The following is a 16,935-nucleotide window of genomic DNA, read 5'->3' as shown; positions in this document are numbered from 1 at the left end:
ATATAGAGAAATATATTGAGGTTAATGCTATGTCAAAAGAAAAAACAAAAGTATACCTCTACACAAGAGTATCTACATCAATACAGATAGATGGCTATTCTTTAGAGGCACAAAAATCAAGAATGAAGGCTTTCGCTCTTTATAATGATTATGAAATTGTTGGAGAATATGAAGATGCAGGAAAGTCTGGAAAATCTATTGAGGGAAGAATACAGTTTACTCGCATGATGGAAGATATAAAATCCGGAAAGGATGGAGTATCTTTTGTTCTTGTGTTTAAGCTGTCAAGATTTGCAAGAAATGCTGCTGATGTTTTATCAACTCTACAAACAATGCAAGATTTTGGAGTCAATTTGATTTGTGTTGAGGATGGGATTGATTCATCTAAAGATGCAGGTAAATTGATGATTTCAGTTTTATCAGCTGTGGCTGAAATTGAAAGGGAAAATATTCGTGTTCAAACGATGGAAGGGCGTATTCAAAAGGCAAGAGAAGGCAAATGGAATGGAGGGTTTGCTCCTTACGGTTATCAACTGATTGATGGGAAATTGATAATCAATGAGGAAGAAGCAGTTGCGATACGAACTATTTTTGATCAGTATGTAAATACAACAATTGGAGCCAATGGACTTTCTAAATACTTAGAAAATCATGGTATAAGAAAAATTCCAAGACAAAATGGGAAAAATCCATTGTTCGACGCAGGTCTTATAAGAAAGATATTAAAAAACCCTGTATATAACGGGAAAATAGCCTTTGGAAGAAGAACTTTAGAAAAAGTTCATGGAACAAGAAATGAATATAAGCAAGTTGAACAAGATGAATATTTAATAGCTGAAGGTATTCATGAAGCTATAATTTCTGATGAGCTATGGCAATCAGCTCAAGTTAAGTTAAAATCTCAAGCAAAGAAATATGAGCATGTGAATAAAGGGAAAGATACACGCACACATCTGCTTTCAGGAATTGTAAAATGTCCAATATGTGGAGTGGGAATGTTTGGAAACAAGTGTATTAAGAAAAAGAAAGATGGTACAAAGTATAAAGATTTTTATTACTATGGCTGTAAACATAGGCATATGATAAGAGGTCATAAATGTACTTACAATAAACAAATCAGAGAAGAATTGTTAGATGATGCAGTTGCTGAGGTAATTATAAAGATAGTAAGCAATCCCAAATTTGCTTCTATGATGCAAGAAAAAATTAACATGAAGGTAGATACCTCTGAAATAGAAAAAGAGATAGATAATTACCAGAAAGAATTGAGGAAGAGCCATTCTACGAAATTTAAGCTAATTGAGGAAATAGATAATTTAGATGCTGATGATAAGCACTACAAACGAAGAAAACAGGACTTAGACGATAGACTTTATCGTATGTATGATAAGATTGAAGACTTAGAATCATTGTTAATTGATGCGAAAGCAAAGAAACAAACTATTGAAGCTGAGAAACTTACAGGAGATAACATATATAAGATTTTGATCTATTTTGATAAACTTTACAAGGTAATGAATGATGTAGAGCGTAGACAGTTAATTACAGCTTTGATTTCTGAAATTCAAATTTATGAAGAGAAGCAACCGAATGGGCAATGGCTAAAATCAATTACTTTTAAACTTCCTATCATCGATGAAGATTTAAATATAGGTTTGGACAATAATGAGCAAGTTGAGGGGGTAGTTCTATTGACTAAAACACACAAGTAAAAGTGTGAAAAAGGTTTGAAATAAGGGGCTTTTGATTTTTTTAGAATCGAAAATTAGACTGCAAATATGCCTGGAAAACAGTATAAAACCGTGGTATTTTTATAGTTGGATAGACAGAAATATTGAGAATAGGTGGGGCATACGAAAATAATGAAGGATAGGTGATTCTAATTGGCATATGGAAAAACAATAGAGTTGTTCCTTGTAAATGGAACGGCTCACAGTTTTATTATTGCAGAGTTATCAAATTGTAATGGAAAAGCAATTAAGATTCCTCGTATTGAGGTTTCTTCTTGTTATCGTTAGGATATTACACAGGCAGGATTATATTTCTTATTTTATAAGGAAGATGATGGTTCTGATTCTGTATACATTGGAGAAGCGGAAAATATTAAAGAAAGACTTGTACAGCATTTAAGAGATTATCAATCTGAAAAAGAAACATATTACTGGAGTACGGCAGTTGTCTTTATTGGCAGATATCTCAATAAGGCATTGATTAGATACTTGGAAAATCGTTTTGTGGAGATTGCGAGAGCAAGTAAACGATATCTTGTACTTACCAAGAATACCTACCGAAATACAGTTATGAAAGAATCGCAGGTAGTAGAGATGAAATAAACGGAATGATTACAGCATCCGCTCAGTTGGAGAACTGTGGAATAACACACCCAACAGAGAATCGACGTTATATGATAAATGAATCCAAGAATGCGACATTACTTGTCGATTGGCTGAAGGTTACTGAGAATAGTGAAAATACTAAGTACCTTCCAAGTGATGTTTCTTATGAACTTGCAAACTTTGAAGAGTTTATGGAGAAATGTCAGGAACTGATGAGCAAGGCATTAAAGTTCATTCTTTTATAGGAAATTCGCAAAATTTACAAGGACTCTTATGGGAGGTAAAGTATGAAGGATAAAAGGAATAGATGTAGCAAGGTGGTATGGATTGTTGTTGGTAGTGCATTAACAGTATCAGGATTTATTTTTATTCCACCACTCATCCAAAAGTATGGAAATAAGGCATATAAAAAATCGTTGAAGAATGATGAAATTGACTTCGATGATTTGGGGCCTAAAATAGTGCCATTTAATGGAGAAACAAAGGAGGAAGAATAATGGCGGGAATTGATGCTGAAAAAATTGCCCAAGAAGCAATTAATGCAATAGCAGATAAAATAAAGAATCTAAATACACTTAATATTATTGTGGCAGGAAAGACTGGAGTTGGAAAAAGTACACTTATCAATGCGGTTTTTAAAGAACACTTAGCTGATACTGGGATGGGAAAACCGGTAACAACTCATATGAGAAAGATTACAAAAAAGGGTGTTCCACTTGCAATTTACGATACAAGAGGTTTTGAGTTGGGAAAGGAAGTTCAAGCTGAGGTTAAAAAAGAAGTTATGGAAACCATCAGTAAGGAGCTTGCTACACAAGATATAAATAAAGCAATTCATTGTATTTGGTACTGTATAAATACAGCATCTAACAGAATTGAACCTGAAGAGATTGAATGGTTAAGAGAACTTTCAATGGAAAACCGGATTACTCAAGTTCCTATCGTTGTTGTACTTACTCAGTCATTCTCAAAAAAGAAAGCACAGGAAATGAGACAAATTCTACTCAATGAAAATTTGGATATCATCCAGGTTATTCCTGTACTTGCAGAGGACTACGAAATTGAAGACTTAGGTATTGCTAAGTCATATGGACTTGAAGTACTTATTAAAGTTATGGGAGAGGCTCTTCCTGAGGAGTTGGTGGATACACTTCAACACGTGCAGATTGCTTGTTTAGAAGAAAAAAAACGCCGAGCACAGGCAGCGGTAGCAACGGCAGCAGTTGCAGCGGCAGGTGAAGGAGCTGTACCTATACCGTTCTCTGACTGTGCATTACTAATTCCTACACAGTTAGGTATGATAGCTTCGATAACCGTTATATTTGGCTTTGATGTGAATAAGAGTATTATTACAGCGTTACTGTCATCTTCAATCGGAGCGGGTGGTGCTACTCTACTTGGAAAGACGGTTGTTACAAATATCATCAAGTTTATTCCTGGTGCCGGTACTTTTATTGGTGGTGCTATTTCAGCAGGGACAGCCGGAGTGATTACGGCCGCTCTTGGTGAGGCATATATCGGAATTATGGAATTGGTGTTCAAGGGAGAAATGAGCATTGATGATCTTGGTACTAAAAAAGGAAAAGATGCTATGTCAACAATGTTCAAAGAACAGCTAAAGATGAAAAAGTAAGAACAATTGAGACATTTCCTTGTTCGATGAATAAGGCAACTCAAGTCTTTAATCAGTTAGACATACCCATTTAAAGGTGAAAATAGGTGTTCCACTGTTCTCTTGTACAGTAGGTACTGAGTAGGTTACTCATTGGAGAACTGAGCTATACGGAGAGCGTGGTGGTGACTGAGAGGAAAGTTATATTTTATTAGTTAGGCATAAAAAAGAAATAATCAAATCAGATGAATTGCAGGAGGAGGTGAGTTGTTTGTCATACAATAGTTGGAATAGTGATCTAAACGAATACATACGCCAAGGTGAACCGGATAAGGTAGAAAAGAGTAATGCATGGAAAACTGCTATCGGGCTTCAGGATGTAGACGGACTTAAGCCCTCAAAATATTTGATTGAAACTGCAAAAGATCATATTGAAGGTAAAATCAGTATTTCTGAAGCAGATAGGCTTATCCGTAGTTATTATAAAGATAGAAAAGACAGGGATGGTGTTGAAGCAGATACTAAAGAAGCGGATATTGTATCTGTAAGAATTGCAAAATTACTTGGAGAGAAGACATTTCAATTTTCACCGGCAGAATTACAAAATATTCATCGTAAATTATTTGAAGGTGTACTTCATTATGCCGGAAGAATAAGAGATTACAATATTACAAAAAATGAGTGGGTGCTTAAGGGAGATACAGTACTGTATGCATCGTTTGACAGTATTAGGGCTACACTTGATTACGACTTTTCGCAGGAGAAGAACTTTTCCTATAGGGGACTGAATATACATGAGTCTATTAGACATTTTGCTAAATTTACATCAGGAATATGGCAAATCCATCCGTTTGGAGAAGGAAATACAAGATCAACTGCAGTATTTATTATTAAATATTTAAAGACATTCGGCTTTACCATAAGCAACGATACATTTGCTCAAAATTCGTGGTATTTCAGAAATGCTTTAGTACGAGCAAATTATAACAATCTGAGAGCAGGTATTCATGCTACAAGTGAATTTCTTGAATTATTCTTTGAAAATCTTTTAATGGATACCAAGCATGATTTAAAAAATAGATATATTCATATTGATTTTAATGGCCAAAGTGCCATTCAAAGTGCCAATAATTCGGTTTCAAAGTGACAAAATGGCACTTTGGAAATGTCTTTGGAAGAACTAGCTATTATAAATGCCTTAAAAAATAATCCTGCATTAACTCAAAAACAGATATCGGAGCTTGTAGGGAAGTCAGAGAGAACAATTAAGAGATGTACAGTGAAAATGCAGGAAAAAGGTTTGATTGCTCGTGAGAATGGAAAACGAAACGGCAAGTGGAAGATACTTATAGAAGCATAATATGTACTAAAAAGGAAGAGTATGCAATTAGGATGGATTGATTTTTCAAAAGAAGATAGACAAAAGGCACTGGATGTTATCAATCTTCTAAGTGAACAGGGGGCAGTTGATGAGCTGGGTATAGGAATTGTCAGAGATGCATTTGCAAACGCTGAAGTGTAAAGTTTAATTAAACATAAAAAGTGTGATTATATTAGTTGCATTTAGTACTACAGAAGCAAGGAATATAGAATTTGTAGTACTAAAATGATGCAATAAGTGTTACAATATAAGTGTTATGGAAGACAGTCTGGGTGTGTAGATGCCATTTTTGAGTATCACAAATGAGCGGACTTTAATCGAAATTTTTTAGGTGTATAAGGTGCACTACTAAATACAACTATTGTAATAGTGGAAATATGTGTAAGACTATATACAACTTTTATTTTTAAGATATAATGATTTAAAATAGGAGAATGGCTATGAGCAATAATAGTGATAAGATAAAACAGTTTTTTTTAGGAACTATTCTTAAAAAACGTAGTGGTTTAAGTGAAGTGTATATAGACAAAGTTAATTCTTTTCAGGATGAAGAATTGAAGGTAGAGTACAGTGAGTTAAAATCTATTTCGGAGAGGAAGGATACAATCGCTAATTCCTTAATTTTAGTATTGTTTCTTGCTTTTTTGGGTGGCTTGTATAAGGTATTTGTAGATTTTGTTGACAAAGTTACTGAGGCAGATGGACTGACTAATGAATCTTATGTTTTGGTAAATGGCTTGTTTATTTTAAGTGTGGTAATATTCGTCATTGTTATTTTTTTAATTGTATTTTATTTGTTCAGAGTTTCTGATAAGAAAAAGAAATTTTATTATGTCGAAGTTCTTATGAAAGAGAGAGGATTGTTGTAGTAATATGAAAGAATACTTTGGTGCCATTTATAAAGAGATATTATTAAATACGATTGCTCAGATTATTTATTGTGTAGTTACTAAGTACTATTTACATGAATTGGGTATGTTTAATGATTCAGTGAAGGATATAACGAATCCTGTTGTTATTATGTTTAAAGACGAAGGAAAAGCGTGGTGGTTATTGGCATTTGCTTTAATTCTATCTATTATTGCTTGTTTTTTGTTATGGTATCATGTCCATGTTTTTTCTAGGGTTAGTGGTTACTCAATGCTGACGCTGGCACTATTTATTCTTATGTTGATTGTTTTTATAATCTTTATTATCATAGACATAAATAATCCTATTTTAAGGATGGCGATAATTGTTATTTTTGGAAGTACTGCTATATTCACAGTGCTTACTAGTTGATATGATAAGAATAGTTGTATAATTAATGTTGGGGTTTAGCATTTGCCAATCTCAACATTTTTTATTATTATAAATAAAAAAACTCCAAGTTCCCAGTTCACAACAACTACACTTTGAGGAGGTGTTCATATAAATGACCTGGCTAAAATTTTAGGCATTTATGATACAAAAGTCAAGCTTAAATCTATAATAAGCATAGTACTTATATAAAGTCGATAAGTCCTAAGCAATTAAAGATTTTAAACTTCTGATATGTTGTCGTTGGTTGATTTTATCGGCAACAACTACAGTTAATAACTGTGATATACCGGCTAGCAGTAAATCGGAATGCAGTGTTTTTTCATTTGTTGTTTTCCGTTTAGCAATGCAGAAACTATCATTAAAGTGATTGATTGATTTTTCAACATTTACCCTGATCTTATATGTTTCATCCCACTCTTTAGAACCTCGTTCTACTCCGGGATAAGCTCTGAGATTCTTTTCAGGATAAACATAAATCATTCTACCGCAGGAAGAAGTTGTACAGGGATTGTCACAGTGACAGACACGTCTTTTGGACTTGTCTTGTCGGTTGTATTCCCATTTCATTTTTGGACAAACGAACTTTATTGTAGACAGCTTGCTCCTTAAATGGGATTTACTTCCTTCACGTTTCATTGGAAGTGAAGGATCATGAGGGCAACAAGGAATACCATTTTCATTGAATGTATATTTAACATTATCCATTGATAGATTAACTTTTAAAGGAATAAATGCTTTTTTGAAATTGAAATCTTCAAAAAGTGATTTGTAAATCTCAATGGTATCAAAGGCTGCATCACCAAGGAATATAGATGGTTTAATGTGAGGATGCCTTGTTTTAAAGTCCTTTAAGGTAGGCAGTAAAGCCTTGGAATCAGCAAGCGATTTGTCTTCATCCGGAGACTTTGCTTTCTTTTCAACTACAATGTCAGGATGAGAAGAAAGATAACTCTTGTTGTAGAAATCAATGGAACGAACAATTCCAAGTCCATTGGTAATAATACCGAACTTGTAAGCGTAGCAGAAATGTCCGTTAATGTACTGCTGTTTAACCTCATGATTTGACGAAGCCGATGTAGGCATAGAAGCATATACAGCCTTATAAGGGTCATAAGAACTATCAAAATGCATAGATTTTGCATAGGCTTTGAGCTGCCTGATAATGCGGTTGGCGTATTTAGGATTATTTTCGGTTACATAAGATTCAATACCTGAAGTGTCAAACAAGAGCATAGAAGCAAGGTTGTTATCAATATCCCTACATATCGGGTCAGTTAAATCAACAAGCTTATCAAAAACAGCTTGTAAGTCCGATAAAAAATCCTGTTTAAAACGAGTGATTTTAGAAGCATCAGGAACTTTGGTGAAGCCACAGAATTCTCTCAGATGTCCGGAATAATGAAGAAAGACAAGCAAAAGAGAATCTGTCGGAATAGAAAACAGACGTTGAATAATCAAAGCCCAAAGCATAGCAGTCAAAGGATATTTTCGATTTCTGCCGGTGGCTGCATAGTAATGATTGTAAAAGAAATCGGAATAATTTCATCAAGGTCAATATGATTTTCCAGCAGAGTAAGAAACTGAGGTTTGTCAGATTCAAAAATATCTTTACAATCTTCAAAAATATCTGCCAAAGAGAGTTGTTTTTGTGATATCATAGTAATGTCTCCTTTCGGGATGTGGTTTATGGTTTTGTGCAACTCCATTATATCACAGACCTAGAGGAGATTTTTATATTTAGTAACAAAAAAGTGTCGTATTTATATGGCTTTTGGCGTTTCGCAAACGTCTAAATGTACATCAAATAAAAAAGGAGTGGCACAAAATAGGCGTTGTGGAAAAAAACACAGACATGGGAAATCCTGTCTATGTCTATGATATGGAAAGGACTATTTGTGATATAGTTAGAGATAGGAAAAGGCAGGATCCGGAGATATTTTCTAAAGCTTGGAAATTTTATATTAAAAACAGCTTGAAAGATATATGGAAGCTTGAGAGATTACGCAAATATTTTTGGGATATCAGAACGTATTGAGAGTATTTTGGAAGTACTTGCCTATGAAATTTGAAGCGGTTAAATTTAGAATCATAATACGCACTAAAAAGGAAGACTATGCAATTAGGATGGATTGATTTTTCAAAAGAAGACAGACAAAAGGCACTGGATGTTATCAATCTTCTAAGTGAGCAGGGTGCAGTTGATGAGCTTGGGATAGGGACTGTCAGAGATGCCTTTGCAAACTGCTTTTTCCCAGGAACATCTACAGTACAGACAAGAGCAAAATATTTTTTTATAGTTCCATATATATTGAAAGATGCGGTTGACGGCAGATATGGCAAGGATATAGAAAGAATCCTAACAGAAATAGATGCTGATGAAAAAGACTGTGCGAAAAGATTGCTAAATTCAGACTCTAAAGTTGAAGGTGTTATCGGAAGCAGAGTCCTTCCCAAGGGATGGGTTTCAAGGAGGCCTTCCGACATATACTGGAACGGAATTAAAAGATATGGGATATTTTGTTATAAGGACTTGTCGATACGTGAGTATATATCACTCGCAATAGAGATTGAAAAGCGAAAATCTGATATAAAATCTGATAAACATACTTATGACGAGGAAGAAAATAACACTGATGATATGGATGCCGGAAATATAGACAGTATAAAGTTTTGGAGTCTGCCTTCTTATGATAATGATTGGAGAGAAAATCTTACAATTGATCTCACCAAAGAAGAGTCTGAGTATCTGAACAGACAGATTCAAAAGGATACAAGGGGGTCTCTTTTGGAGTATATACTTAAAAATAATATTATCCTTGATGAATACGACAGTTTTGAGTCTTTAAGATATGCACTTTCAGATAAAGTTGATAGTGAAACGGCAGATATGATGAAGCTTGCATGTGACTTCAACAATTTAATATATATGGCAAGAGTAAGATATAATCTTATGTTATCGGAAGGTGAGAATCAAGATGCACTCAGTGAATGGGATAGGTTAAGAAATGATATTAAGTACAAAGCTCAAGTAAATTTGGATGAGGTATTTTTTAAATTAAAGCTTATTAATATCAGAACAAAGAAATTTCTTTGTGATATACAAAGTGCATTTATGAATGAAGACATTGATTTGGCAGATGAAATAATACGTAAGAGAGAACTGCATTTAAAGGGAAGCGCACGGGCAAAGTTATTGAGAACAAAGGAATTTGATCACTCTAAATGGGTAGGCGGTAAAGAACTGGACTACAGGTTTTTTAATGCACGACGGATTATAAACGATATCTATAATTGGAGGTAAGTATATGTTTAGACCTGATTCAAACAGTGACAGGACTGATTACGGTAATATTTTAATGCCTCCAAAAGGCTACAAATTGGAAAGCGCTGTAGGGACAACCTATTCATTAGATTTGGAAGCTCTTACATCGGTGGCTGTTTGCCTCGGATTATCTGAGGAGGTGGACAGCAGACTGATGCAAAATCCTATATGTATGTTAAATGCATTACAAAAAGTATCAGACAGACTGATACTTTTTTGTGAGGCCGGGCAAATCAAAGTACCGTCAAAGCCTACAGCATTATCTGTTTTACTTGAAAAAATAGTGGTGGAAGTTGCATTACCTAGGGATAAAAGTATGGGTAGATACCCTGCGTTTCACCCTAAAACCTGGGTGCTGTCTTATATAAACAGTGAGGGAGATAGGAATTATCGCTTTGTAGTAATGAGTAGAAATCTGACATTTGACAGAAGCTGGGATATCAGTTTTGCAATGGACAGCAGTAAGAAGGTCAGACAAAAAAGAAAGAGTAAACCGATATGTAAATTCTTGGAGTATTTGGCTTGCAACGTGAATAAACAATGCATAGATTATACAAAGAAAAGAAATCTTATTCGCAAAATGATGAAAGAAATTAAAGATATTTCCTTCTCTCTTGACAGTAAGGTATTCGGGGAGAATTTTGAAATATTACCTTTGGGCATTGGAGAAAAGGCATACAAAATAGAAAATGATAAATTGTTTTGCACGCAAAAAGGTAATGCAGATTCTACTTTTAATGATCTTATCGTAATGTCACCGTTTTTATCGAGGGGTGTAATTGCAGACTTTAACATTGCAGACAGAGCATTGGCTGAGTGCAGTAGAACACTTATTACAAGGAGATCTGAACTTGGGAAATTAAGAGAGTGTGATGTCAATAATTTTACCATATACACATTAAAAGATGAGATTATAGACGGAGAAGATGAGATCTCGGATGAGTCATCGGATAAAAGAAAACAGGATATCCACGCAAAGATATATTTAAGAAGAAAATATGCCGATGTGGATCTGTATCTTGGCTCTATGAATGCATCATATTCTGCAATCAATAAAAATGTGGAAATGATGGTAAAGCTTAGTACAAAGAATAAACATCTTAACGGCGAAAGGTTTTTGGATGATATATTTTGTGGGAATGCGGATGATACAAAAAATCCTTTTGAACAGGTTACTATAGAAAGTGCAATAGATGACACGGCAGATATTAACAGAAATATATTGGAAGATAAAATAAAGTATCTATGCAGAACAAAGAAAATTGCTTATATTTCAAAAGACGAATCCAATACAGATAGATACAATATAAAAATAGAATTTAGCGGTATTGATACAGATGAAAATATAATGATTTCACCGATTAATTCAAAAAGGAAACATATCTTGTCCGAGTATGTGGAGTTTTTGGACATGGATATATTGCAATTATCAGAGTTTTATAAAGTGGAAATTAAGTCAGGTGATACTGTACTCAACAGGATTATCATGATTCCCACAATCGGTTTTCCTGATAACCGAGAAAATATAGTGGTAAACAGTGTTATAGGAGACAAAGTATCTTTTATAGAATATATTTCACTTGTACTTGGTGATGACTATATTTTATCTATGATTGAGGGAAAGCAAATAAGAGAATCAGGGATTTTCAGTAAGAAAAGCGGTATAATGCCTGCAATCTATGAGAAAATGCTGAGGGTAGCAGTGACAGAACCTGAAAAGATAAAAGATATCGGATATGTACTTAAGATGGTAAATGACAGTGAAATTATACCGGATGAATTTCGCAGACTATATGAAACATTTTGCAGTACTCTAAAATTGAGAATACAATAAAGGATTATGTATGACACAGTTTGATATAGATGAGATTGAAAAGCGCACTATGAATATGTTGAAGGATTTTCAGGCGGAAACTGTTAAGCGTGTAGATTATCTTTTTAGAAATAACCAGAATCATGTGCTTGTTGCCGATGAGGTCGGTATGGGTAAGACGCTTATCGGCAGGGGTGTGATTGTAAAGACGGCCAGGCAAAAAATTGAAGAAAAGCGTGATTTATGTAAGGTGGTTTATATCTGTTCAAATCAGAATATAGCAAATCAAAATATCAGAAAGCTTGATATTACAGGAATAAATATCGTTGAGTCTGTATCGGATACGAGATTATCCATGCAACATTTAAAGATTATGGAACAAGCAAGGGATGAGGCTATAAAAGATGGATTTATACAGCTTATTCCACTTACACCGGAAACCTCGTTTAAAATGACATCAGGAGGCGGAAGTGTACAGGAAAGATCTTTGATTTTTGCAATCTTAAAGCGAATTCCTGATTTTAAGGCTCATATAAAAATCCTTGAAGATTTTATGATACATGGTGCCATAAAGTCATGGGAGAGTGGTGAAAAATACTTGTATGAGAGTCGTGTGGCACAATGTGAAGAGGCTACAGGAGGTATCTATCCTAAAAATATAATTGATAAGATATGTAGCGAAGAATTTGAGGAAATAATAGATATTTTACTGAAGCATTTAAAGGAGATAAGGTATAAGAGAGAACTTTCATACTCGGATTATGCAGTAATGAATAAGCTTAGAGTTATGTTTGCAAAGATAAGTGTATCTATGTTGGAACCTGACCTTGTAATTATGGATGAGTTTCAAAGATTTAAGTTCCTTATATCAGATGAAGACAGTGAAATAGGTATACTTGCTAAAAGATTTTTCAGCGGTAGAAATACAAAGGTGCTTCTTATGTCTGCGACTCCGTATAAGCTGTATTACACACCGGAAGAGATAGATGAGTCACAGGGTCATGAACATTTTGAGGAATTCTTGCAGGTCATGAAATTTATCTTTAATAATGAAGTAAAATACGGTGAGTTTGATGAAATATGGACGAATTATTCCGTTGTACTCAGAGAGACGAAGTTGGTAGATACTACCGTTATCGAGTTGAAAAAATTAGCTGAAGACGCCATGTATCAAGGTGTCAGCAGGACAGAGCGTATATCTGTTATGGATTCAGGAGATTTTATAGATGACGGCAGTATTAAATATCATTTGCAGGTAAATGAAAATGATATAAATTCTTATATACAGATGTCTGCTTTATTGTTAAATGCCAAGGTAAGTGATAACTGTCCGATAGATTATGTAAAGAGTTGCCCCTATCTAATGTCATTTATGAGAAAATATAAGATTAAAGAACAAATTGAAAGGTACTATCGCAAAAATAAATATGAACTTGAGAGTGAAAGAGTTCAAAATCTTTTGTGGTTAAGCCGCAGCAAAATAGGCAAATATGAAGAACTCCCAAAGACAAATGCAAGACTGGAAGCTTTAAAAGAGAAAGCATTTACTAACGGCGCAGAAAAATATCTATGGATTCCACCTTCTATGCCATACTATGAGTTGCAGGGTGTATATAAAAACAGCAAAGGTTTTTCTAAAATACTTGTCTTTTCAGCATGGGAGATGGTGCCCAGAATGATAGGCGTTATGTTATCGTATGAGGCGGAAAGGCTTACAGTTGGAAAGCTTGTAAATCAAATAAAAGACAGAGATTTAAAAAATACAGGTTATTTTACTAAAGGCACGAGGAAATATCCCTCACCAAGGCTTAGATTTAATACATCAAACGGTGAAGTAAGAGGTATGACTTTATTTACACTGATTTATCCGTCAAAAGTGCTGGCAGATATGTATTCACCTATTGAATCGCTCAATAAACATGAATCTCTGAAAGATATAGAAAAGTCTATAAGACGCAGATTAACAGGTAAACTTAGGGTATTGGAAGAAAAGTATGGAGATTCTTCTAACAAGAAGGAAGATAAAAGGTGGTATTATCTTGCACCTATATTTATGGATGGAGTTGATTACGCGAAAGATTGGGCAGAGAATATTTTAGCGAATCAAAATACAGATAATGAGTATGAAAACTTTGATGTAGCGGATAATTCAAAAGATAAAGGAAACAAGGGGTTTAAAGCCCATATTGAAAAACTTCAAAATTACCTTGAATACCCGGAAGAAATACAGCTTGGCAGAACACCTGATGACTTGGTAGAAACACTGATAAATATGGTTTTAGGCTCTCCAGCTGTTTGCATATATCGTTCAAATTTGGGAAACAGAGAAATGGCTACATCACTGGCCAAAATTTTTATAAATAATTTTAATCTTCCCGAATCTACAGCCATTGTTGACCTTGCTTATGGAAGATGTAGGGATGAAAATTCACATTGGCAAAATGTCCTTAAATACTGTAAAGACGGATGCTTTCAGGCTATGATTGATGAATATGTTCATATGTTGAGAGAAAGTGTAGGCTCTCAAGATGATGTTGATAGAAACTCTCTCGTGCATAATATAATGGTTGAATCATTAAATATACGTACAGCTACATATGTCATTGATACTTATGCGGATTTTAAGAAGCGAATTACCGGTACAAATAAAATAGGGGATGAATGTAGGATTAGATCAAGCTATGCGGTAGGGTTTAGTAATGAACAGGGAGATAATTCCAAGACTGTTATAAGAAAGGAAAATATCAGAAATGCCTTTAACTCTCCGATGCGTCCCTTTGTATTGGCTACTACATCCATAGGTCAGGAGGGGCTTGACTTTCATAACTATTGCCGCATTATAATGCATTGGAATCTGCCAAGTAATCCTATAGATCTTGAACAAAGAGAAGGCAGAATAAACAGGTTTAAATGTTTGGCAATAAGACAGAATGTAGCCGATAAATATGGTATGAATACACAGTTTGAGAAAGATATATGGAAAGAACTCTTTGAAGCGGCAGTGAAAGAAAGGCAAGAGGGGCAATCCGAACTTATTCCGTTTTGGTGTTTCGGAAAGAATCAGAGTATAAAAATTGAAAGACTTGTGCCGATGTATCCTTTGAGTAAGGATGAATTAAACTATGAGAGATTGATTAAAATCCTTTCTTTATACAGATTGACTTTGGGGCAGCCAAGGCAGGAAGAACTTTTAGAGTATTTATTTAAAGAGTTTAGGGACACAAGCGAACTGAAGAAATTATTTATAGATTTGAGCCCGTTTTCGAAGGAGAAGAGATAGCGTATTTCAGAATAAATATTGTATAAGCATAAATTATAAAATGGAGATATATAAATGTCGGAAAGTATAAAAGAAGAAGCCAAAAGAGTAAATATTTCGGAGCTTTTTATGACTTGGTTTTTGTTTATGACATTTCGAGAATTACACATATTTTTCACTGCCTGAAGGAATTATCAGTGGCCATGAGATACTGCCTTATGTAGTGTTTTTATTTGTTTTTTAAGTGTATAGAATATTCAGACAGCATATATGAACCGCCATGGAAAACATAATTTATACCATATGTTTTCCATGTGTGTATTACAGATGCCGGCATTACTTTTTATGGCTGCAAATGTGTCGGTAGAGCTTGATAAGAAATGGGTTAGGTTTTCTTTAGCATTATTGTTGCTGTCGTTTATACAGCTTTTACAATATGTATATGCCTATGTTATGCACAAGGATAATGATGATAATAAAAAATTGATTACAGACTTTATTAAACTTTTAATAGGAAGAATTGTTGCAATATGGTTAAGTCTGCTCTTTACAGGAAATGTAAGTATAATTTTAACAGGAATAGGTATATCTCTCTTTGGCTTGTCATATTATTTAAGAGAAAGAGCAAAGCTGCTTACCATAATATGTACTCCGGTCATTGTATTTGAAGCGGCACTCTTTATCTGCAGCAATATAGTAAGTCTTTCTAAGGAGGCAGAAATCAAGAATAAAATATAACTACAAGTACTTAATAAAAGCCATGATATTAAAAAATATAAAAAAAATTTAAAACCATGCAATAAAATACCATCCTCGTGCATTAACATAATGAAAGGATAAAAAAGAGAACTTGAAAAGCGGTAGTCTTATAAGAAAATCCATATAAACGTCGACGGTGGATAATTAGCTTATAAAGACAGCGCAAAGTAAAATAAGGGGTTGGATTTTTAATAAATATAATTCCCTTACCTTTCGAAAATATGTATTTACAGTGCATATATATTTTGAAGAGGGCTTTTTTGAAAGAATATTTAAAACTTATCAAAAGAGCGTATATTTAACAGAGCGGTAAAAGTTTAGAAAAATTTTTATTGGACACGGAAAGGATGGTATACAATGAAAAAGTTTAATGGATTAAGAAAAGGTTTTATGGGTGTTGCAACAGTGGCTTGTTTATTATTTGCAGCAGGAGTAACAGGAGTTCCGTATTATGGAAGCGTAGGTGGTGAAACGGTTGCCGTAGCAAAGAAAGCCAATAAATCAAATAAGGCAAATAAAGCAAAGAAAATAAGCGCTGATAAGGCTAAAAAGATAGCGCTTGGAGATGCAAAACTTGCAGAAAAGGATGTGACTTTCGTTAAAGTAGAGCTTGAGTTTGAGAATAACAGACTTGTTTATGATGTAGAATTTTACAGCGGAAATGTAGAATATGATTATGAAATAGATGCTGCAAACGGAGCAATATTATCAGTTGATAAGGATATTGAGAATTATGTGATTCCTACACAGCCAAGTAAAGAGGCTCCTACCAAGGCCCAAGTATCAGAGATTTCAGTAGAAGAAGCAAAGCAGATAGCTCTTTCACATGCAGGAGTAGGATCGGCAAGATTTACAAAGGCAAAGCTTGACTATGAGAATGGTATTAAAGTTTATGAGATTGAGTTTAAAGTAGGAAATATGGAATATGAGTACGATATCAATGTTTCAAACGGAGCTATAATCTCAAGCAGTGCTGAGATAGATGACTAATATCAGTATAGTTTAAAATCTTATAAGTAAAGCATAATGAGCTGTATTAGGCATAATACTAAAGATAAAAGTGATGACATACCTGAACTTAGTGTCTGAGTAGTGTGAGATTTTTAAAGTAAAATTTATGTTACTCTAAGTTTAGAAACACATCATACAAA

Annotated in this window: 13 protein-coding genes and 2 pseudogenes; 14 read left to right on the top strand and 1 reads right to left on the bottom strand. The window is 34.2% G+C overall.

Going from position 1 to position 16,935, the window contains the following annotated elements; genetic code table 11:
* Window positions 1–29 precede the first annotated feature (29 nt).
* The 8 genes and pseudogenes from J4O15_RS01395 to J4O15_RS01360 all read left to right on the top strand — a co-directional run bounded on the left by J4O15_RS01395 (window position 30) and on the right by J4O15_RS01360 (window position 6,610).
* Window positions 30–1,712, top strand: a complete 1,683-nt coding sequence (locus tag J4O15_RS01395; protein ID WP_208099410.1) for a recombinase family protein — start codon at window positions 30–32, stop codon at window positions 1,710–1,712.
* Between the two features lie 626 nt (window positions 1,713–2,338).
* On the top strand, window positions 2,339–2,581 hold the full coding sequence (locus J4O15_RS01390; RefSeq protein ID WP_208099409.1) for a hypothetical protein: 243 nt from the start codon (window positions 2,339–2,341) through the stop codon (window positions 2,579–2,581).
* A gap of 42 nt (window positions 2,582–2,623) precedes the next feature.
* On the top strand, window positions 2,624–2,833 hold the full coding sequence (locus J4O15_RS01385; RefSeq protein WP_208099408.1) for a hypothetical protein: 210 nt from the start codon (window positions 2,624–2,626) through the stop codon (window positions 2,831–2,833).
* A complete protein-coding gene (locus J4O15_RS01380; protein WP_208099407.1) occupies window positions 2,833–3,969 on the top strand; it encodes a YcjF family protein in 1,137 nt (378 codons plus the stop codon). Before J4O15_RS01385 ends, J4O15_RS01380 begins: the two co-directional genes overlap by 1 nt.
* A 241-nt stretch (window positions 3,970–4,210) precedes the next feature.
* Window positions 4,211–5,308: pseudogene (locus tag J4O15_RS01375) on the top strand (Fic family protein).
* 21 nt (window positions 5,309–5,329) lie between these two features.
* A complete protein-coding gene (locus J4O15_RS01370) occupies window positions 5,330–5,470 on the top strand; it encodes a DUF6361 family protein (protein WP_208100285.1) in 141 nt (46 codons plus the stop codon).
* 299 nt (window positions 5,471–5,769) lie between these two features.
* Window positions 5,770–6,198, top strand: a complete 429-nt coding sequence (locus J4O15_RS01365) for a hypothetical protein (RefSeq protein WP_208099406.1) — start codon at window positions 5,770–5,772, stop codon at window positions 6,196–6,198.
* Window positions 6,199–6,202: 4 nt separating this feature from the next.
* A complete protein-coding gene (locus J4O15_RS01360) occupies window positions 6,203–6,610 on the top strand; it encodes a hypothetical protein (RefSeq protein WP_208099405.1) in 408 nt (135 codons plus the stop codon).
* A 311-nt stretch (window positions 6,611–6,921) separates the two neighbouring features.
* On the opposite strand, the pseudogene J4O15_RS01355 reads toward J4O15_RS01360, so the two are convergent.
* Window positions 6,922–8,289, bottom strand: a pseudogene (locus J4O15_RS01355) (transposase).
* A gap of 176 nt (window positions 8,290–8,465) precedes the next feature.
* Between J4O15_RS01355 and J4O15_RS01350 the strand changes: the two are divergent.
* From J4O15_RS01350 to J4O15_RS01325, 6 genes are all read left to right on the top strand, one after another.
* Window positions 8,466–8,666: a hypothetical protein gene (locus J4O15_RS01350; RefSeq protein ID WP_243761921.1), complete on the top strand. Its 201-nt coding sequence runs from the start codon at window positions 8,466–8,468 to the stop codon at window positions 8,664–8,666.
* A gap of 78 nt (window positions 8,667–8,744) precedes the next feature.
* On the top strand, window positions 8,745–9,932 hold the full coding sequence (locus J4O15_RS01345) for a DUF6361 family protein (protein ID WP_208099404.1): 1,188 nt from the start codon (window positions 8,745–8,747) through the stop codon (window positions 9,930–9,932).
* 4 nt (window positions 9,933–9,936) lie between these two features.
* Window positions 9,937–11,787 (top strand): phospholipase D family protein, encoded by a 1,851-nt coding sequence (locus tag J4O15_RS01340; RefSeq protein WP_208099403.1) that lies wholly within the window; start codon window positions 9,937–9,939, stop codon window positions 11,785–11,787.
* Between the two features lie 10 nt (window positions 11,788–11,797).
* Window positions 11,798–15,046 carry a helicase C-terminal domain-containing protein gene (locus tag J4O15_RS01335; protein WP_208099402.1) on the top strand — a complete coding sequence of 1,083 codons (3,249 nt, stop codon included), beginning with the start codon at window positions 11,798–11,800 and terminating at the stop codon, window positions 15,044–15,046.
* Window positions 15,047–15,352: 306 nt separating this feature from the next.
* Window positions 15,353–15,763 (top strand): hypothetical protein, encoded by a 411-nt coding sequence (locus tag J4O15_RS01330; protein WP_208099401.1) that lies wholly within the window; start codon window positions 15,353–15,355, stop codon window positions 15,761–15,763.
* 378 nt (window positions 15,764–16,141) lie between these two features.
* The gene (locus J4O15_RS01325; protein WP_208099400.1) at window positions 16,142–16,774 is read left to right on the top strand and encodes a PepSY domain-containing protein; all 633 of its coding nucleotides are present in this window, start codon (window positions 16,142–16,144) and stop codon (window positions 16,772–16,774) included.
* Window positions 16,775–16,935 lie beyond the last annotated feature (161 nt).

Origin of the sequence: Lachnoanaerobaculum sp. Marseille-Q4761 (genome assembly GCF_017565785.1) — a bacterium.
Taxonomy (GTDB): domain Bacteria; phylum Bacillota; class Clostridia; order Lachnospirales; family Lachnospiraceae; genus Lachnoanaerobaculum.
The sequence above is the reverse complement of the archived record's forward strand: the minus strand, read 5'-3'. Positions and strand labels throughout refer to the sequence as shown.